Source organism: Pseudomonas sp. P4_D7, assembly GCF_056401755.1.
The window spans coordinates 96,214-114,412 of the sequence record NZ_JBFUIR010000012.1 but is presented as its reverse complement, the minus strand read 5'-3'; the positions used below and the strand labels follow the sequence as shown (position 1 = coordinate 114,412).

General features: G+C 55.4%; 15 protein-coding genes and 1 pseudogene. 8 read left to right on the top strand and 8 right to left on the bottom strand.

Annotated features, from left to right (window positions below):
* The coding region (locus AC1DVF_RS10740; protein ID WP_477782441.1) for a DUF1329 domain-containing protein at window positions 1-200 on the top strand (200 nt) is incomplete at its 5' end.
* A 107-nt stretch (window positions 201-307) separates the two neighbouring features.
* Window positions 308-520 (top strand): FitA-like ribbon-helix-helix domain-containing protein, encoded by a 213-nt coding sequence (locus tag AC1DVF_RS10735; RefSeq protein ID WP_477782440.1) that lies wholly within the window; start codon window positions 308-310, stop codon window positions 518-520.
* A 176-nt stretch (window positions 521-696) separates the two neighbouring features.
* On the opposite strand, the gene AC1DVF_RS10730 is transcribed toward AC1DVF_RS10735, so the two are convergent.
* Together AC1DVF_RS10730 and AC1DVF_RS10725 are read right to left on the bottom strand one after the other, a co-directional pair.
* Window positions 697-1,410 (bottom strand): methyl-accepting chemotaxis protein, encoded by a 714-nt coding sequence (locus tag AC1DVF_RS10730; protein WP_371915160.1) that lies wholly within the window; start codon window positions 1,408-1,410, stop codon window positions 697-699.
* Window positions 1,411-1,554: 144 nt separating this feature from the next.
* Window positions 1,555-2,481 (bottom strand): annotated as a pseudogene (locus tag AC1DVF_RS10725) (methyl-accepting chemotaxis protein); the annotation flags it as partial.
* A gap of 388 nt (window positions 2,482-2,869) precedes the next feature.
* On the opposite strand from AC1DVF_RS10725, the gene pmrG reads away from it, so the two are divergent.
* Complete coding sequence (gene pmrG / locus AC1DVF_RS10720) at window positions 2,870-3,541, top strand: lipopolysaccharide core heptose(II)-phosphate phosphatase PmrG (RefSeq protein WP_477782439.1); 672 nt, start codon at window positions 2,870-2,872, stop codon at window positions 3,539-3,541.
* The gene (locus tag AC1DVF_RS10715; RefSeq protein ID WP_477782438.1) at window positions 3,538-4,359 is read left to right on the top strand and encodes a phosphatase PAP2 family protein; all 822 of its coding nucleotides are present in this window, start codon (window positions 3,538-3,540) and stop codon (window positions 4,357-4,359) included. Before pmrG ends, AC1DVF_RS10715 begins: the two co-directional genes overlap by 4 nt.
* Window positions 4,360-4,425: 66 nt before the next feature.
* Here AC1DVF_RS10715 and AC1DVF_RS10710 read toward each other — a convergent pair whose 3' ends face one another.
* From AC1DVF_RS10710 to AC1DVF_RS10695, 4 genes are all read right to left on the bottom strand, one after another.
* The gene (locus AC1DVF_RS10710; RefSeq protein ID WP_477782437.1) at window positions 4,426-5,904 is read right to left on the bottom strand and encodes an ArnT family glycosyltransferase; all 1,479 of its coding nucleotides are present in this window, start codon (window positions 5,902-5,904) and stop codon (window positions 4,426-4,428) included.
* Window positions 5,905-5,934: 30 nt separating this feature from the next.
* A complete protein-coding gene (rimJ, locus tag AC1DVF_RS10705) occupies window positions 5,935-6,522 on the bottom strand; it encodes a ribosomal protein S5-alanine N-acetyltransferase (protein ID WP_099757950.1) in 588 nt (195 codons plus the stop codon).
* A gap of 248 nt (window positions 6,523-6,770) precedes the next feature.
* On the bottom strand, window positions 6,771-7,145 hold the full coding sequence (locus AC1DVF_RS10700) for a DUF6124 family protein (RefSeq protein WP_477782436.1): 375 nt from the start codon (window positions 7,143-7,145) through the stop codon (window positions 6,771-6,773).
* 211 nt (window positions 7,146-7,356) lie between these two features.
* Window positions 7,357-8,763 carry a DUF2252 domain-containing protein gene (locus tag AC1DVF_RS10695; protein WP_477782435.1) on the bottom strand — a complete coding sequence of 469 codons (1,407 nt, stop codon included), beginning with the start codon at window positions 8,761-8,763 and terminating at the stop codon, window positions 7,357-7,359.
* Between the two features lie 273 nt (window positions 8,764-9,036).
* On the opposite strand from AC1DVF_RS10695, the gene AC1DVF_RS10690 reads away from it, so the two are divergent.
* Together AC1DVF_RS10690 and AC1DVF_RS10685 are read left to right on the top strand one after the other, a co-directional pair.
* Entirely contained in the window at window positions 9,037-10,077 is a 1,041-nt protein-coding gene (locus AC1DVF_RS10690; RefSeq protein ID WP_477782434.1) for a DMT family transporter, read from the top strand.
* 76 nt (window positions 10,078-10,153) lie between these two features.
* Window positions 10,154-10,780, top strand: coding sequence for a hypothetical protein (locus AC1DVF_RS10685; protein WP_477782433.1), 627 nt, complete (start codon window positions 10,154-10,156; stop codon window positions 10,778-10,780).
* Between the two features lie 316 nt (window positions 10,781-11,096).
* Here AC1DVF_RS10685 and AC1DVF_RS10680 read toward each other — a convergent pair whose 3' ends face one another.
* Together AC1DVF_RS10680 and AC1DVF_RS10675 are read right to left on the bottom strand one after the other, a co-directional pair.
* Window positions 11,097-11,801 carry a hypothetical protein gene (locus AC1DVF_RS10680; protein ID WP_477782444.1) on the bottom strand — a complete coding sequence of 235 codons (705 nt, stop codon included), beginning with the start codon at window positions 11,799-11,801 and terminating at the stop codon, window positions 11,097-11,099.
* 258 nt (window positions 11,802-12,059) lie between these two features.
* Window positions 12,060-12,671: a hypothetical protein gene (locus AC1DVF_RS10675; protein ID WP_477782432.1), complete on the bottom strand. Its 612-nt coding sequence runs from the start codon at window positions 12,669-12,671 to the stop codon at window positions 12,060-12,062.
* A gap of 253 nt (window positions 12,672-12,924) precedes the next feature.
* On the opposite strand from AC1DVF_RS10675, the gene AC1DVF_RS10670 reads away from it, so the two are divergent.
* Together AC1DVF_RS10670 and AC1DVF_RS10665 are read left to right on the top strand one after the other, a co-directional pair.
* Complete coding sequence (locus tag AC1DVF_RS10670; protein ID WP_477782443.1) at window positions 12,925-13,125, top strand: YagK/YfjJ domain-containing protein; 201 nt, start codon at window positions 12,925-12,927, stop codon at window positions 13,123-13,125.
* A gap of 169 nt (window positions 13,126-13,294) precedes the next feature.
* Window positions 13,295-18,187, top strand: a complete 4,893-nt coding sequence (locus AC1DVF_RS10665) for a DEAD/DEAH box helicase (RefSeq protein ID WP_477782431.1) — start codon at window positions 13,295-13,297, stop codon at window positions 18,185-18,187.
* Window positions 18,188-18,199: the final 12 nt, after the last annotated feature.

Genomic DNA, 18,199 nt, shown 5'->3' with positions numbered 1-18,199 from the left:
TATCGATGGCCTACCTGAAAAACTTCTATGACCTGCCGACGACGTGGAGTGCGCTGGATGTTTTTCATGATTTGCAGGCGCGTCGTTACTACGTGCAGAACCTTGATAACGAAGAGGCGGAGACGGTGGATTTCGCGCAGCCGGTGCCGGAGGATGCTTATTTTATGCCGTCGGCGTTGCGGCAGCGTGGGACGCGCTGAGATAGCAGACCTGTCTATGCTTTTCTGGGGTTACAACCTGAAATCGTCGCAGCAAAAGCTTCATGGTAGCCTCCGCTGCTGCGGTTTCAGTAATGACGGAGAGCATTGTGGCAAGTTTGATCATCGACAATCTTGACCCTCAGTTCTATGAAGCGCTGAGGGTAGCGGCCGACCTCAATGGTCGATCGATGGAAGAGCAAGCGTGTGCGATTTTGAAGAACGCTCTTGAGCAGAATCAATCCACTGGCGGCTTGGGGACTGCGATCAAAGAGCGGTTCAGAAGCGTTGGCGGAGTTGAGCTGGATTTGCCTTCGCGTTGAAAGCGGGGCACGCAGTTTCACGGTATGACCACGCATCAGTAGCGCAGCCATAACGCAATCGCGGGCAAGCCCGCTCCCACACGTCATGAGTCGAACACAACATCTGTGAACGACTCAAAACCCTGTGGGAGCGGGCTTGCCCGCGATTGGTTTTTGGCTTCAGCGCGAAATCAGGATCAAACGCGGAAGTGGCTGACCATCTGCTGCAACTGACCACCCAGACGCGCCAGTTCAACACTCGACGCTGCCGTCTCATCACTCGCCGCTGCGGTCTGTTCCGACACGTCGCGTACGTTGATGATGCTGCGGCTGATCTCTTCAGCCACGGCGCTCTGCTGTTCGGCAGCAGCAGCGATCTGCTGGTTCATCGACTGGATGTTCGACACCGTGCGGGTGATGTTTTCCAGCGATGCGCCAGCCTTGCGCGTCAGCGCTACGCTGCTGTCGGTCAGCGCGCGGCTGTTGTTCATCACGGCGGAGACTTGCTGGGTGCCGTTCTGCAGACCGGCGACCAGGCCTTCGATTTCCTCGGTGGATTTCTGCGTACGCTGCGCCAGGCCACGCACTTCATCGGCGACCACGGCGAAACCACGACCGGCTTCACCGGCACGCGCGGCTTCGATCGCAGCGTTGAGGGCTAGCAGGTTGGTTTGTTCGGCAACGGCCTTGATCACGTCCATGACGCTGCCGATCTTGTCGCTTTCCTGTTGCAGCACGCTCATGGCTTCGGTCGAACGCACCACTTCGCTGGCCAGACGTTCGATCTGGGCGATGGCTTCGTTCACCACTTTGTCGCCTTCACGAGCTTCGCCGTCAGCGGCGGCGGCCGCTTGCGAAGCTTCTTCGGCATTGCGCGCAACTTCCTGCACGGTGGCGGTCATCTCGTGCATCGCGGTGGCAACCTGATCGGTCTCGACCTTCTGGCTGTTCACACCGGCGCTGGTCTGCTCGGTCACGGCCGAGAGCTCTTCAGCGGCGCTGGCGATCTGGGTGACGCCGTCGCGGATGCCGCTGATCAAGTCACGCAGGGTCACGCCCATGCGCGCGATGCCTTGTTGCAGCACGCCGAGTTCGTCGCGGCGGGTGACGGTGACGTTCTGGGTCAGGTCGCCGCTGGCGATGCGCTCGACCACGGCGAGGGTTTCTTGCAGCGGACGGGTGATCTGACGGGTGATGATCACCGCAGCAATCACGCCAACCAACAGCGCCAGCAGGGTGCTGATCAACTGGAAGGTGCGCGCCTGGGCGCTTTCGACATCGCGGCGGTCGAGTTGAATCTGGTACAGCTGCTCGCTGGTGTTGACGATCGCGGTGCCTTGATCGGTCATTTCCTTACGGGCCTGCACGGCGTCGGTGTTGGCGTTTTTGTACGCCATCAATGCGCTGCGATAGTTGACCAGTGCGGTTTCCAGTTGACGCAGGGCGTCTTGCTGAGAGTCGGCGAAATGCACGTTCAGTTGCTTGAGGCTGGCGATTGCGACATCCAGTTGGCCGACGGCTTTCTGCTCTGTTTCGGCGTTGGTGGTGGCGGTATAGCCGCGCACTTCGTAGCGCGCGAGGATGAACGCTTCCTTGGCGGCGGTGATCGCCTGGAACTGTTCGAAACGTTGCTCGCTCATGTCCATCTGCTGCACGCGTTTGCTGATCGACTCGATCTGGTTGTACGCGGTCTCGGCACTCACGCTCATGCTGTCGCGCGCGCTGTTGCCGGTGCGGTAAGCGTTGCGCATTTTGTTCAGCGAGGTCTGGTATTCAGCGATGGTCGCTGCCTGCTCCTTGAGCAGCTTGACGTTTTCCGGGCTCTTGAAGCTGTTGATCAGCTTCTGTTGTTGCGCGGCAAAACTTTCAAGGGTGGTCTGCACGTTCTGTGCGGCGGTTTCATCGCCATTGGTCAGCATGTATTGCAGGCGCACCACGCGCAGTTTGGTCAAGCCGGCATTGAGCTGGGTGATGTCGCTCATCCAGTTGCTGCGGTCGATCAGGCCACCGAGGCTGGTCCAGCCTGTCAGGGCCAGTACGCAGGTCAGGGCCAGCACCAGGCCGAAGCCCAGGCCCAGTTTCATGTTCACGCTGATGTTGCCGAACCAGCTATTCATCAAAAATCCTCCAGAAACGTTGGGTTTCTTGTCGTCGGTTAGGCTGGAAGATTGTTGTTTTTTTGAGCCAGCAAGGGTGTTAGCAGGTTTGTATCGGCCGCATTTCCCAGAGCTGAAAGGATTTTGTCCTACGGAGTTTGTAACAACGGATCCCAAGACTTTTTTCACATGGGTTTCACTGGTTGCCCACGCGCGCCTCTGTACCTTCGCCGCATCGAATAAACCCGAGATGCACAGTGGCGAGGCGGTTTTTGTGGAATTGAGACTGAGTCTGTTCGGCGTCAAACGCTCGATCGATTTGAGCTTTTTGGCGCGTTTTCGCAACACTTGGGTGGTGTTGGCGGCATCGGTATTGGTGATCCCACTGACCCTGTGGTTGCTGGCGCCGGCGGCGGTGCCGGACCTGGCCCACGGCAATGTCGCCGGTGCGCAAGCGTTGGCGACAGGTTGGGCCAAGGGCGAGATGATCGTGCTGGTGCGTCATGTCGAGCGTTGCGATCACTCCAAAGCCGCGTGCCTGAGTGGCAATGACGGCATCACCGATCGCTCGCGCAGTGTCGCGGTGGCGGTTGGTGCCCGGTTCGAACAACTGGGCCTGAACAACGCCGACATCTATAACAGCCCGTCGATGCGCACGGTGCAGACGGCCGGCTACATGTTCAATCATGCCGCCAGCGGCGACGACTGGTTGATCAACTGCCGGGGGCGCATGTTGCAGGATGCGCTGGCCCACAAGATCCCGGGGCGCAACCTGATTCTGGTGACCCACAGCGAGTGCATGGCGCAAATCGAGAAAGACCTCAAAGTTTCGGCCTCGGACATGGGTTACGGCTCGTCATTGTTTGTTTCCGCTGCCAGCCCGGCGGCTCCCAAGATGCTCGGCTTTATTGAAGCCTCCGACTGGCGCACGGTGACCACCCGATGAATTCCCGTTTCTACGCTTACAATTTTGGTATTCCGCTCGCCTGTGCGGCGCTGGTGTTCCTGATGTTCGACATGACCAAAATCGACATCGCCTTCAGCAACCTGCTGTTCGATCCGCTGACCCAGACCTTCCCGCTCGACAAAATCCACTTCTTTGAAAAGCTCACGCACAAATGGGCGCGGATCATTCCCAACTGGACGGCGGAAATCGCCCTGATCGGCGCGCTGCTATCGGTGGTCTGGCCATTGGTCAATCCGCACAAACGTCCGCGACTCGGCGCAATGCTGGAGCGCAGCAAAGTCGCGCCAGTGCTGCGATTTGCCGCTGATCACCGTAGGGATTTTCTGTTTGTGGTGGTCGCATTTGCCGTTTGCACCGGGGTGATTCACTTCCTCAAGTCCCACACCAGCGTTTACTGCCCGATCGAGACCACGCTGTACGGCGGGAAAATGGCCCACATCGAGTGGTACAGCAACTTTCAACTGTTCCATGAAGCCGGCAGTGGCCGTTGCTGGCCGGGTGGCCATGCGTCGGGCGGCTTCACCATGCTGGCGCTGTATTTCGTGGCGAGACGTTATCAATGGCGTTTTTCCAGTGCCATCTTGTGGGGCTCACTGTTGCTGGGATTGGTTTACGGCACTACTCGCGTCCTGCAAGGCTGGCACTACATGTCCCACACCTTCTGGGCCGGAATCTTCGTCTGGCTGGCGTGCTTGCTGACGGCGCTGGCTTTCTACGGGCGGGCGCGGCTGGATGTGCCGGTGCTGGGCAAGCGTGAGCAGAAAGCTTTCGGTGCTCAGCCAGAGGTATCTCTCTGAACCCGTTCGGATGAAATGAAAAACCCGCCAATCACCGGCGGGTTTTTTTATGCGGCTGCGCAGGTCTCAATAGCCGACGAAGTAATACGCCTGGCTCCCGACCATCATGGCTTTGAGCACTTTCAGTGGCGGCGCGGGCTCACTGTCACCAGCCATCACCACGACATGCGAGGGCGAGGCCGTGAGGAAATCTCGTAACTGCGCCTCGGTATCCAGCCCTTTGAGCACTTGCTGGGTATAGAAGACCGTGGCGCCACCGAGTCGCTCGTTGGCCTGAAACAGTGCGACTTGATGCCCGGCGGTTTGCAGCGTCTGAATCTCTGCACTCAACGGCAGGAACGAAAGCTTTTTGTCGGCATGAGGCAACGCCCACTGCGCGGCGGCTAGGTAACTGCCGATCACCAGCGTGAGCACACCGACTGCCAGTGTCTGACGCTGCCTGGCGATTCGGCCTACGAATCCATTACCGGATTCATACTGCTTCAAGCGCTCGAACAGCACGCCTGCATACTCCGCTGCGATCACCGCGGCGGCCGGTGTCATCGACATCAGGTACACCGTGCGTTTGCTCGACGCCAACGTCAGCATGATGAACTGCTCCACGATCCATAGGCTGAAAAACAGCAGGTAACGGTTGGCCTTCAGTTGTTTGCGGAAATGCCAGAGCCCCAGGTACACCAGAATGTTCCACGGCAGAAAGGCTTCCGGCAGTTTGGCGAGGTAGTAGTAGAACGGTTCGTAGTGCCCGGCCTCGACGAATGATCCGCTGAAGCGCCCGACGCTGTTGGTCAGCAGCACCTCTTTGACGGCCTGTGCGCCGCCGTGCTGGAAGAGGATGACGAGCCAGATCAGCAGCGGAATCAAACCGAGCAGGGTCAGGAAACCCGGTCGCAGCCAGTCCGCAAGTTTCAGGCGCTTGTCCATCAGATTGTCGGCCAGCAGATAGGCAAAAATCACCACTCCCGGCATCGCCAGCCCCAGCACACCTTTGCTCAACGTGGCGATGGCGATCCCGACGACAAACAGCAGCGAGTTGCCCAGAGTCGATGCCCGCTGCGCCTGATAAAAGGCCAGCAGTGCGGTGGTCACGCCGAGGGCGAGTAATGCATCCTCGCCGACGCCGCGCACATTGCTCCAATAACTGGCCATGGTCGCGAGCAGAATGCCTGCGGTCCAGGCAATCATTTTCGGTCGCTCGAAACGCCGTAACATGCCGTACAGCAGCATCACACTGAGCAAACCGGCAACCGCCGACGCCAGCCGCACGGCCCACGGTGAAACACCGAACACGCGCATGGCGCCAGCATCCAGCCACAGGCTCAGCGGTGGTTTTTCCAGAAACGGTTCGCCGAACAAGCGAGGCGTCACCCAGTCGTCGTCCAAGTGCATCTCCATAGCGATGCCGGCGACGCGGGCCTCGGTGGAACCTTGCAATTGATGGTTGCCCAGCGCGAAGAAAAACAGCAGGGCGGCAAGCAGAAACAGCGAAGTGACGGCACGCGACATAGGGTTCAGGCAACCGAAAGGGGCGGGAGGCCTGAGCATACGTCGGCAATCCTTAACAAATTGTGAAACTCACGCCAAAGGTTTCGACCAGCGCTTTTCCGGTGTCTCGAACCTTGAATTGACCCGCGCCGTCAGCACGTGATCCTGCCAGCGCCCGGCAATGTTCAGATACGCCTTGGCGTAACCCTCACGTTCGAAGCCCAGGCGCTCCAGCAAGCGTGCACTGCGTTCGTTGCCGGGAATGTAGTTGGCCATGATCCGGTGCAGGTTCTGGGTATCGAACATGTAAGCGATGCCAGCCTCCAGCGCTTCCTGCATCAAGCCCTGACCCTGTTGGGCCTCGTCGATGTGATAACCCAGATAACACGCCTGAAAGGCACCACGAATGATGCCGCTGAAGTTGCAGGCGCCGATCATCTGCTGGCCGTCCGGGGTCAGCAGCGCGAAATGCATGGCCAGCCCGGCCTCGAATGCGCTGGCCTGCACGTCGAGGCGCCGGCGAATTTGCTCGGTGGAAAAATATTCAGTGGTGCGGATCGGCGACCATGGCGCCAGGTGGCGCAGGTTGCGTCGGTAGAACTCGCTTTCAAGCTCGGCCTGCTCCGGTGCAAGTATCGCGAGCGTCAGGCGTTGGCAGGGCAGGGTCAACAGCGGCATCGGGCGCTCCGGAATGGGGTATCTTCCGGCAGAGTCGCGCAATCATCGGGGTTACGGCAAGTCGTGGCGACGCAGGGGCTTTGTTTCAGGCAAAAAAAAGCCCGCAGGAGCGCGGGCGAACCGTAGTTTCTTGAATGAGCGAGCGGACTGTACAAGGGTTGGCCGCGCAGCTGCAGTGAAGAAAAATTCATCTCGATGGGCGGCGCCAATGCAGTCCGATGCGCAACCGAGCGCCGGGGTTTCGCCCGTCAATGGCGGGTTTCAGGCCCGGTAGTGTTCAGCGGTTTCTGCGGATCCAGATTGTCCCGTGCCCGACAAATCAGGATCTCGGCCAGTGCGCTCAATTGCTTCATGGCCACCGCCACATGACGTTTCGAGCCGTCGAACTCATCGGCAAAGGTTGCGCTGATGGCCGCTAGGGAATCGAGGATCTCACTGGCGTGGGTGAGCAGGGTCAGGGTGTCGACATCGTCGCGCACCCTGATGAGCTGATTGAGCGGGATGCTACGGCGCCGCTTGTGCGCTTCGCTGCGTGCGCTGGTATTCGATTGCGGGTGGGTGCTGGACGCTGGCGCATCGGACGGTGCCGGGCCAACCAGCGAAAGGCGGGGGATTTTCTTCATGACGTAGCTCCGTGGAGTGAACATTCACTGCAATTGCGGCTGCCAAACCGTCCGCTGGATGGCAGTGGTCGTGGAGCGTAACGCCCTGAGGAACTGTGCACCAGTTCATCAAAGTCGACGCGTGTTGCGGGAATTTTCCTAGGACGTTCGATGTGGGAAGGAGGGCGTGGCGGCAAAACCAATGGCAATCACGGTGATCACGGACGTCATTTCAAGGCAGGTGATCAGCAGCAAAGTCAGCCTCTGACCGCGCGCGCAACTGCCCCTTGCGACAGGCCGTCTGGAAGCGTTCGAAATCACGTTCGTTTTGCGCGGTGTAATGTTGCGCGTACTTCAACAGCGCATCCGCCAGCGCATCGCCTTTGCCGATGTAGCCACTGATCTGCGCAGCGAGGCCGGAGGCCTTGGCATGTGCCCGGGCGAGGGCGCGGCCGCAAACGCGACCATAAGCGGCAAAGGTTTCAGCGTCGAAGTTTTCCAGTTCGGCGGAGATCTTCATGTCGCGTAATTGCCGCACGTAGAATTGCCGACCGCTGGGGCCGGTCGTCCAGCCCAGAAACAGGTCGCTGGCCGCCTGCATCAGGCGCTGCCCCTCGACCACGCGCTGCCCTTCATGGCGTACCCGCGCTTTGCTTTTGACGTAGTCGGCGAGCACCGAACGCCGGGCTTCCTTGAATTGCAGGAACAGCGGGAACTCCTGATCGTCCGTCAGCAGCGCCACCAGACAACGCGTGCCGACACTGCCGACGCCCACCACTTTGAACGCCAGATCCTGCACGTGAAACCGCGACAACAACTCGCGGCGGTCGGGTTGCAACGTGCTGCGATACTCGCGCATGAACGTGTCGAAGAGCGGCCGCCAGTCCGCGAGCCGCAGCCAGTCATCCTCGGCATCCAGCAGCGTGGTGTTTTTGTGCAGGTGAAAAATTTCCGGCAGGTCATCGCGAATGATCAGACGCCCGTGGGCATCGCGCTCGCTGATTTTCGGCAGCAGCTCGGCGTGTGTGCGCCGTTCGGCCTTCTCGATGGCGCGCTCCACATGTTCAAGGGTACTTTTGCGTGCCTGCGCCAGCAGGTCGTTGTAGCTGATCGACTCGTACCAGTTTTCCAGCACGCTCTGCTCGGCGCACTCCAGCAGCGTGGTCTGATAGGCACCGACCATTTCACGGCACACCTGTTCCTCGACCGATTCGCCGTGGCGCAAGTCACGGGCGGCCACCACGAAACTTGCCGCGAGACGCTTCAGATCCCACTCCCACGGCCCGGGATGTGCTTCGTCGAAATCGTTGACGCTGAACAGCAGATTTCGCTCAGGCGTGGCGAAACCGCCGAAATTCATCAGGTGGCAGTCACCACAGATGGGCAAGTTCAGGCCCATGTTCGCCGTGCCCGCCAGATCGTGCGCCTGCAACAAGGCATTGCCGCGAAAGAACGTGAACGGCGACACCAGCATGCGCCCGTAACGCAGTTCGACCAGCGACGCGACGCGGCCCTGGCTGGAGGCCTTGATCAACGGAATCGGGTCACGGTTCATTTTGCCGGTGGATGCCTGAGCGCTGCGCGAGCACTGCTTGCGGGCGTCCTTGCCTTGTTGCATGCGGTCTTTGAGAGAGGTCATTGGGGCTCGGTGTGGCGGAGGGGGCGCTGTGAGTGTAGAAGCGCTTTTGGGGTTTATCCGCTGGCGTGAGTCCGGTGACAATCCCCATCTCGATGTTCGCAACATAGAGGCTGTGTCGCCCCAGCGCCCTGGATTGCGCGGATCAAATGTTGCTGGAGGGGCGTGTGTGCTTGAAGGAGAGGGGATCCTTCAGGGAACGGTTCACATAATTCTCACCTGAGTTTTGCCATGATCGTTGCCAATATTTCATCAGCCCGAGCGAGTGATCCCTTCATGAATGTGAGCGTGCTCTACGCGTTGGTTGCAGCAGCGTTGTTTGGCGCCAGCACGCCACTCGCCAAGCTGCTGGGGGTACAGATTTCACCGATTCTATTGGCCGGATTGCTCTATCTGGGTAGCGGTCTGGGTTTGACCGTCCTGCGTTTTGCCCGCGATCGAGGCTGGCAGCGGTCCGGACTCGGAGCCGGCGAATGGCCGTGGCTGGTCGGAGCCATCGGCTTCGGCGGCGTGCTGGCGCCAGTGGCATTGATGTTCGGTTTGACCAGAACGTCCGGTGCGAGCGCGTCACTGATGCTCAACCTCGAATCAGTGCTCACGGCACTGCTGGCGTGGGTAGTGTTCAAGGAAAATGCCGATCGGCGAATCGTGATCGGCATGCTCGCCATCGTGGCCGGCGGTGTCGTGTTGTCCTGGCCGCAAGAGACCGTGTCGGCGCAGGACTGGACAGGCCCGCTGGCCGTCGCCTTCGCCTGCTTTTGCTGGGCCATCGACAATAACCTCACGCGGAAAGTCTCTGCCTCGGACGCACTGTTCATCGCCGGCAGCAAAGGCCTGGTCGCCGGTCTGGTCAACTGCGGCCTGGCCTTGCTCATCGGCACGCAAATGCCTGCGGCCACCACGCTGGTGCCCATCCTGCTGGTCGGATTTCTCGGCTACGGCGTCAGCTTGGTGATGTTCGTCCTCGCCCTGCGCGGGCTGGGCAGTGCACGCACCGGCGCATACTTTTCCACCGCACCGTTTCTGGGCGCAGCTATATCGATTCTGCTGCTGGGCGAGTCGGTATCGCTGATGTTCCTGCTCGCCGCAGCGTTAATGGGCGTGGGGGTATGGATTCACCTGATGGAGAACCATGCTCATGAGCATCAGCACGAATTGCTCGAGCATGATCATCGCCACACCCACGACGAGCATCATCAGCATACGCACGGGTTTGAATGGGATGGAACGGAGCCGCACAGTCATCCGCATGTGCATACGCCGATGCGGCATAGCCATGCGCATTTTCCGGATGTGCATCATCGGCATGAGCATTGATTGAATGTCTGAAGTCTGGCGATTGATATCATTGTGATATCATTTTTTGTCTTCAGTCTTTCATTCGAGTCATTCCATGAAACCCTTTTTCCTGCTGCCCCTTGTGACCCTGTTTTCTGCTTTCAGCGTTGCCGCTCCACCCTCACCGGTAGCGTCGTTTGCCGCTTGTGACGATCACTCACTGGCCGTTGTGCAATCACCTTTGATCAAGGATCTGGTGCCGAGCTCCGTCGAAAATGGCCAGATCAAATTGTCCGGCGGCACCAAGAGCGACATGGGCCAGCGCTGGATGTTTGCCAAGCCAGTCGAGATCGATGGCATGTCGTTGACCGGTTTTTACGCCGAAGACATGGACCTGATGGGCACGCGCATCATTAGTTGGGGCTTCTACGCCAAGCAGACGCCGAACGAACTTCACACTCAACTGGAAAAAGCGGGCGGCCCACGCCTGGACATGTCGCAGGGACTCTACGCTCGCGCGGAAATCTGGTCCCATGGCAAATCCAGCTGGCAGCCGGAAGATCCTGCCGCCACTGCCGGTAAGCTGGTGGTCGACAGTGCCGAGCGGGTGTTCTTGATCGAACCGGCTCCGGAAGAGCTGAGTGCTGGGAGTAAGGGGATGTTTACGTGCTCGATTCAAGGGAAGGTTAATGAGGCGATGCTTAAGTCTAGTCGTCCGGATTTGGTTAGTGTTGTTCGTTGATTGTTCAGGAATGTGGGTATGGAAAAGGACGACATTGTGTCGTCCTTTTTCGTAGCGTTTTCGAGATAGTCGAGCCTGATCAATTGCAGACTACGGTCTTGCGTGCCCGGTTTGGCTTATGCCCTGATGCGACAAAGCCCGCACTTTGGCGGGCTTTGTCGTTGAGAGTTGGTGGGCCGGGGTAATTTGAATTGATCGGGTATCTAACTGATTTTATGGGGCAAATTCAGTTGGATTGTTTCTATTGGAATACTTTATGGAATACCTTTGCTCGAGCATTTTGTGGGGAACACTATTGTATCGGCTCAGGTTGAGGTCAGCTTTTCAAGCATCCGGGAGCATCGGGTCGTTCATAGGGGTAGAACAGGGTCTCTGTCGTAACGCTTTTGAGGCCCTGTTTTGGCAGCTGTAATGTTCGAAAAGCAACTCCAGACTTGTCACATCTTTGTAGTTGGAGTAGATACAGCATGTCTTCCGACTCGGCGACCTGGCACCCCTCGTACTGATCAAGATTTGCATAGACCACACGACGCTTAACACATTCCGATGCCTGCTTCATCGCTGCAGAGCGGCCATCGTTTGAGGGCAACCTCACCAACAAGAACCAAGCAAAAATCAGCAGGCCGGCGATTATGCAGATCGATCCAACGCATACTGCAATCCCTCGGTTTTCGATCGCACGCTTGAGAACATGGGCAATCCATTTTGGGGGTGGCTGGAACTCGCCCGGCAGTTCTCTAGTTTTTTCCAGTAGAAGTAAGAGAAAAGCGACGATTCCGACTAGGGCCATGCCAAAAGCCAAAGCCCCAATGTAAGACCCAAATCTGGCAGCTCCGTAAGCAAGGATTTCCTGAGCGCCGATGCCCAAGCGTTCGATAGCAACATCCATCGTCAGGTAATACTTCTCAAGGTAAGCGTACCCGCTGAGCGTGAATGCTCCGATCATGCTAGCGATGAGTAGAGTGGCTTCGATGCGCAGGTATGTCCTGAGTCGTTTTGGGCTTGCGTCTTGCGTTGCCATGTCGGTCAAGCTGGCATTCCTGAAAAAGAGGTTAGAGAAAATTGTACCTCAGGCTTTTCATCAATCGAACGAGTGGCTGCCAACAGGTGTTTTAGATCTGCGCCTGACCGATCGAGAGGGTGCAGGCTCAGGTATCTAATGTCTGCCTCTGGCCGAAAGCGGTCGGCAGCACTAGGCCAAAAGCTGTCACTAATGATTAAGCTAAAGGCCGGCTTTAGCCGGTCCCGATTGAGCGAAACGAACGATCTGAACCAGGTGTCAGGGAATGTCATCGGGAGCTGGCTCTTTTAGGCTACCGCGCACCGAGCAAATATTATTTCGGGTAATGATGCTGAGTTTGAAAATTCTCAGATATATCCAGCGCCAAGTTATTGGGAGCATGGAGCGAAGCAGGCGGCGAGCGGGAGCTATCGGCAAAAGTAAGAGCCAGAAGATGCTGATAACAATACCTATGAAGAGGCCGATAGGCATCAAAAAAACTTGCGCAAGATCTTGGAGGAACTGGAGTATAGAAAAGGATCGCTCATAAGTATGGTGTTTCAGTAATGCATCGGAAATAACGTTGGTGCCAATTGCTCCTGATACGAATGGCAGCATGTAGGCGAATACTAGGTTGTAACGCTCAAGCCGAGATAGTACATCTTGTGACACATTACCTGAAGCTTCCAGTTCCCTACATCGCTCCAACATATCGAGAAAAGTAATGTGTCCAAAGACGCCGATACCAATAAAGCAAAGCCCAAGCGCAAATACGACCGGGCGCGTAAGACTAAAGCTAATCAGAAAGTTGAATAGGCAGAATAAACACATTGCAAGGCATGCTGAAATAACAAGCAAAATGGGTGGGGAGAATAGAAAGTCAAGATTCATGGGTATGTGCCTAAGAGTGTTTAGATAGTCTTCTTGATTGATGCATCAGTGGAGCGGGTGGTATAACCCCTTACTTTAGGCTTGGTCATTAGTATCGAGATGTGAGCTATTGCATTGCTTGCAGATGGTTCTGAGCTTACTACCGTTAGAAGATTTCACACCAATGATAGGCCCAGAATTGATTCCCATAGGCAAAATCGCCTCAGACCGAACCAACATGTTCAGTCGCTTGAACTAGGCGTGGGCGAGTGCGCTGGGGATACCAGTCGATCTAGTTGAAGGACTGGTAGAAATTTCAGATAACGCGACCTACCGAGTAGCCAGGGGAAAATCTGCGAAAGGATCTGGTGACGGTGGGCTTGGTTCGCTTTTCAGAAGGGCTAGCTACCTCTGCAAATCGGCTACCAAGGTCTACGGAGGCAGTCAGCATGGGTTTGGTTGCAATAGGGGGTGACGGTTTGGGTTCCCGACGCCGACGTAGAGCTGTCTGATTGGCTGGTAACAACAGCCAATCGACTGCTTTTCTCCCGCCCCGCAGCATTTAGTTRCCTGCCCACACCTTGCTTGGTAAACTCCCGGAATTTGGCGTGTACAAGACGCCGCCGCAGTCAAAAGGAATTTCCATGTCCGCCCTTGCCAGCCTGCTTGATAGTTATCGCAATGCTTCTGTAACAGAGCGCGAGAAAGGCACCTATTTCGAAGAGTTGATCTGCACGTACCTGCGCAACGAAGCCAAATATCGTGATTTGTACGAGCAGGTTTGGACTTATTCGGATTGGGCAAAGGAACACGGTGGTGACGGACGTGATACCGGTATCGACCTGGTTGCCAGGACTCAGGGGACCAAAGAATTTCATGCAATCCAATGCAAGCTGTACGCAACTAACTATCGCGTGCAGAAAGGCGATTTAGACAGTTTTTTCACCGCGTCCGGACAGAAACCATTCACTCACAGCATCATCGTGACTACCACGAACAATTGGTCTGAGCATGCAGACAATGCTTTGTTGAATCGTCATCAGACAGTTAACAAAATTGACCTGCAAGCCTTAGAAGACAGTCAAATCGATTGGGCGAAATACAAACCAAATCGGGTAGCGGCTCTCAAGGCCAAGAAGTCCCTTCGCGATCATCAAAAGCGTGCTCTGTCATCTGTTGCCATCGGCTTACAAGACGCAGACCGGGGCAAGCTGATCATGGCGTGCGGCACCGGTAAAACCTTTACCAGTCTCAAAATCGCCGAGCAATTAGCTGGCGCGGGCAAGCGCGTGCTATTTCTGGTCCCTAGCCTGTCCCTTCTGTCGCAAACCTTGACTGAGTGGACGCAAGAGAGTGAAGTACCTCTCCACAGTTTTGCTGTGTGCTCTGACAGCGACGTAGGTAAGAAGCGCAAAAAAGACGATGACGTCGTACAAACTTTTGCTCACGAGCTACGCTACCCGGCCACTACAAATCCAGCGCGTCTAGCGGCAGAGATGCTCAAGCGTCACGACGATCAGCACATGAGCGTTGTGTTCAGCACCTATCACTCCATTGCCGTCATTARCGACGCACAGCACCAGTTCGGTCTGGCAGATTTCGATCTGATCGTCTGCGACGAAGCCCACCGGACCACCGGGGCCACCTTCGATGATGACGAGAGTGCATTCGTTAAAGTCCACAACGCTGACTTCATACGCAGTGCCAAGCGCCTTTACATGACCGCCACCCCTCGTATCTATGGCGAGTTGGCGAAGGCCAGTGCTGAAAAAGATAACGTAGCTCTGTGCTCCATGGACGACGTAAGCCTGTACGGAAAAGAGTTGTTCGTCATCACCTTCAGCGAGGCGGTTAAGGCGGAGCTGTTGGTAGATTACAAGGTGTTGGTGCTGGCCATGGATGAAAAGCACATCAGCAGCCGCCTGCAAAAACTGCTGGCCGATGATGACAACCAAATCAAGCTGGAAGACGCAGCCAAATTAGTTGGCTGCTGGAAGGCTCTGAGCAAACAAGACACCCGCGAAGATCTTGTCGACGATGGTGACCCAATGCGCCGTGCCGTGGCTTTCTGCCAGGTGATCGAGTACCAAAAATTCGCCAAGACGCACAAGGTCAGCTCCAAAAATATCGCCAACATGTTTAAGCAGGTGGTTGAAGAGTACAAAGCCAGCAACCCGGACAACGATGATGCCGCTGCCAGCCTCATCTGCGAAGCTTCCCACGTTGATGGCGGTATGACAGCCGGTCAGAAAGAAGACGAGCTCAATTGGCTGAAGTCGGAGGTGCCCGATAACACCTGTCGAATTCTAAGCAATGTTCGCTGTCTGTCCGAAGGTGTAGACGTGCCTGCTCTAGACGCAGTGCTGTTCCTCACTCCGCGCAATTCACAAGTTGACGTTGTGCAATCGGTTGGCCGCGTCATGCGGAAAGCAGAAGGCAAGAAGCGTGGCTATGTGATTCTGCCGGTAGTCATTCCCTTCGGTGTGGCACCTGAGGAAGCGCTCAACGACAACAAGACTTACAAGGTCGTCTGGCAAGTGCTGCAAGCCTTGCGCTCACACGACGACCGCTTTGACGCCATGATCAACAAAGTCGACCTGATTGGTGGTGACCCCTCTAAAATGGAAGTCATCGCCGTTACAGAAAAACTCAACAAAAAAATAGACCGAGGTAACTCCGGTCAAGACAACGGCAAGAATACCTATGGTATTGGCGAGGCGCATGGCAAATATGACCATGGGCCGAAGCCTGAACAATTCGGGTTGGAGTTTGAGATTGGTGAAATCGAGCGCGCCATTTACGCCAAGGTGGTGCAGAAGTGCGGCAATCGCAGCCACTGGGAGGTCTGGGCCAATGACATTGCCGAGATTGCTCGCACCCACATTGTGCGCATCACCAGCATCATCGAAGACGAGGCCAACGTCCGAGAGCGCGAAGCGTTCTTTAGTTTTGCCGGTGAGCTTCGCGACGACTTGAACGACAGCATTGGCGACAGCGAAGTAATTGAGATGCTCGCCCAGCACCTGATCACGAAGCCTGTCTTTGACGCACTATTTAAAGATTACAGTTTTGCCAGCAACAACCCCATGTCCTGCGCCATGCAAAATGTCTTGGACGTGTTGCAAGAGCACCGCCTGGATAAAGAAGCTGACACCCTCCAGCGCTTCTACGACAGTGTGAAAATGCGCGCCGATGGCATCAACAACGCCGAAGGTAAACAGAAGATTATTGTTGAGCTGTATGACAAGTTTTTCCGTAACGCCTTCCCGCGTATGACCGAGCGGTTGGGTATCGTTTATACCCCGGTGGAAGTGGTTGATTTCATCATTCACAGCGTAAACGATATCCTCCAAAGTGAGTTCGGCCAAACACTCGGCAGTGACGGTGTGCACATCATCGACCCTTTCACCGGTACTGGCACTTTCGTTACCCGTCTGCTGCAAAGTGGTTTGATCAGCAAAGAGCAGCTACGGAACAAATACCAAGGACAAATACACGCTAACGAAATCGTGCTTCTGGCTTATTACATTGCCGCAATAAATATTGAAGCCGTTTACCACAGTATTGTCGGGGGAGACTACAAACCCTTCGAAGGAATCTGTTTAACCGATACCTTCCAGCTCTACGAAAAAGACGATCTAGTGAGTGAGCTGCTTGTGGATAACAGCTCCCGGCGGACTCGCCAGAAAGCGTTGGATATCCGGGTGATCATTGGCAATCCACCGTACTCTTCAGGCGACAAAGAAGACAACAATAATAAGAACGTAAAGTATCCAATTCTTGATAGTCGTATATCAGATACCTACGTATACAAATCCACTAAGAAAATGGGAAAGAGTAAAATATACGACAGCTATATTCGCGCCATTCGCTGGGCTTCTGATCGCATCGGCGACAGCGGTGTGATTGGCTTTGTCACCAATGCCGGCTTTACGGACTCGAACTCAGCAGACGGTTTGCGTAAATGTTTGGCGGAGGAGTTCAGTAGTGTGCACGTATTTCATTTGCGTGGTAATCAGCGCACCTCAGGCGACCTATCTCGCAAGGAAGGCGGCAAAATATTTGGTAGCGGTAGCCGCGCTCCGATTGCCATCTCGTTGCTGGTCAAAAATCCATCCGCAAAACAACAAGGACACATTTATTGGCATGACATTGGCGACTACCTGAGCCAAGCCGAAAAATTGGATAGAATCAAACAATTCAAAAGTATTTCAGGTATTACCGCTGCTAACGCTTGGCAGCTCATTACTCCCGATGCACATGGCGATTGGGTTAATCAGCGCGATAACAGCTTTGTCGAGTACATTGTTCTTGGTGATAAAAAGAACGAAAGTGCTAAGACGATATTTGAGATATTTTCAATGGGGGTTAAATCCAATCGCGATGACTGGGTTTATAACAGTTCCAAGATAAGGCTCGAAAAAAATATCACCAAAATGATTTCATTTTATAATGAGGAAGTCTCTAGGTATCATCGTGATGGAGAGGTTAATGTCAGTGTCGAGCAATTTGTATCTAGGGATAAAACCAAGATAAAGTGGACAACTGATATTCTGGGGGAACTAGAGAAAGGCGATAAGCACTCAATTCAAAAAGAGAGTATAGTTTTCAGTTTGTATCGTCCATTTTCAAAGCAGTGGGTATATTCCAACAAGAGTTGGAATTGGACTCGACACTTAATGCCGCGCATATTTCCTGACGCGACGGTGAGTAACCGGGTCATTTGTGTTACTGGCCAAGGAGCGACAAAAGGCTTTAGCGCTTTAATTACAGACACATTGCCTGATCTAGAAGTGATATCGAAAGGCCAATGCTTCCCGCTCTACCTTTATGACGGCTCACAAGGCAAAGCCAAAACCAGCAAAGCAGTTCCGGGCTTGCTTGACACGCCAGCAGAATCTAACTCTAGTAGCCGCCGCGATGCCATCACCGACGAGGGGCTTGCACACTTTTGCGTGGCGTATCCTGGCGAGGTCCTTAGCAAGGAGGATCTTTTCTATTATGTCTATGGCCTCCTGCATTCGCCGGAGTATCGCGAAAAGTACGCAGACAACCTGAGTAAGGAATTGCCTCGCATCCCCGCAGTAAAAGCCGCGAGTGACTTCTGGGCCTACTCCAGGGCTGGCCGCTCACTGGCTGATTTGCATCTGGGTTATGAAACCGTACCCATGTACCCCGCCAGCGTCCAGAGCAGCGCTAGCGCCGATAGTGACTATCGTGTTGACGAAATGAAGTACGGCAAGCGGGGCAAAGACAAAGACCTCAGTACCCTGTATTACAACGCCAAAATCACCGTCACTGGTATTCCACTGCAAGCCTATGATTACATCGTCAACGGCAAACCAGCTCTAGATTGGGTCGTCGAACGCCAATGCGTAAACACCTACAAAGACAGCGGGATTATCAACGACGCCAATGAGTGGGCAATTGAGACTATGAAAAATCCTAAATACCCATTGGAACTGTTTTTGCGTGTGGTTACTGTTAGTTTGGAAACCATGAAAATTGTAGAAGCTTTGCCTCCGCTGGATATTTAAATATATTCGCTT

What these genes read in the sequence shown, in the direction of transcription:
- AC1DVF_RS10680 (WP_477782444.1), bottom strand. Translation starts at nt 11,801, where the DNA reads ATGGCAACGCAAGACGCAAGCCCAAAACGACTCAGGACATACCTGCGC.
- rimJ (WP_099757950.1), bottom strand. Translation starts at nt 6,522, where the DNA reads ATGCCGCTGTTGACCCTGCCCTGCCAACGCCTGACGCTCGCGATACTT.
- AC1DVF_RS10710 (WP_477782437.1), bottom strand. Translation starts at nt 5,904, where the DNA reads ATGCTCAGGCCTCCCGCCCCTTTCGGTTGCCTGAACCCTATGTCGCGT.
- AC1DVF_RS10700 (WP_477782436.1), bottom strand. Translation starts at nt 7,145, where the DNA reads ATGAAGAAAATCCCCCGCCTTTCGCTGGTTGGCCCGGCACCGTCCGAT.
- AC1DVF_RS10730 (WP_371915160.1), bottom strand. Translation starts at nt 1,410, where the DNA reads ATGCACGAGATGACCGCCACCGTGCAGGAAGTTGCGCGCAATGCCGAA.
- AC1DVF_RS10675 (WP_477782432.1), bottom strand. Translation starts at nt 12,671, where the DNA reads ATGAATCTTGACTTTCTATTCTCCCCACCCATTTTGCTTGTTATTTCA.
- AC1DVF_RS10695 (WP_477782435.1), bottom strand. Translation starts at nt 8,763, where the DNA reads ATGACCTCTCTCAAAGACCGCATGCAACAAGGCAAGGACGCCCGCAAG.
- AC1DVF_RS10715 (WP_477782438.1), top strand. Translation starts at nt 3,538, where the DNA reads ATGAATTCCCGTTTCTACGCTTACAATTTTGGTATTCCGCTCGCCTGT.
- AC1DVF_RS10690 (WP_477782434.1), top strand. Translation starts at nt 9,037, where the DNA reads ATGAATGTGAGCGTGCTCTACGCGTTGGTTGCAGCAGCGTTGTTTGGC.
- AC1DVF_RS10685 (WP_477782433.1), top strand. Translation starts at nt 10,154, where the DNA reads ATGAAACCCTTTTTCCTGCTGCCCCTTGTGACCCTGTTTTCTGCTTTC.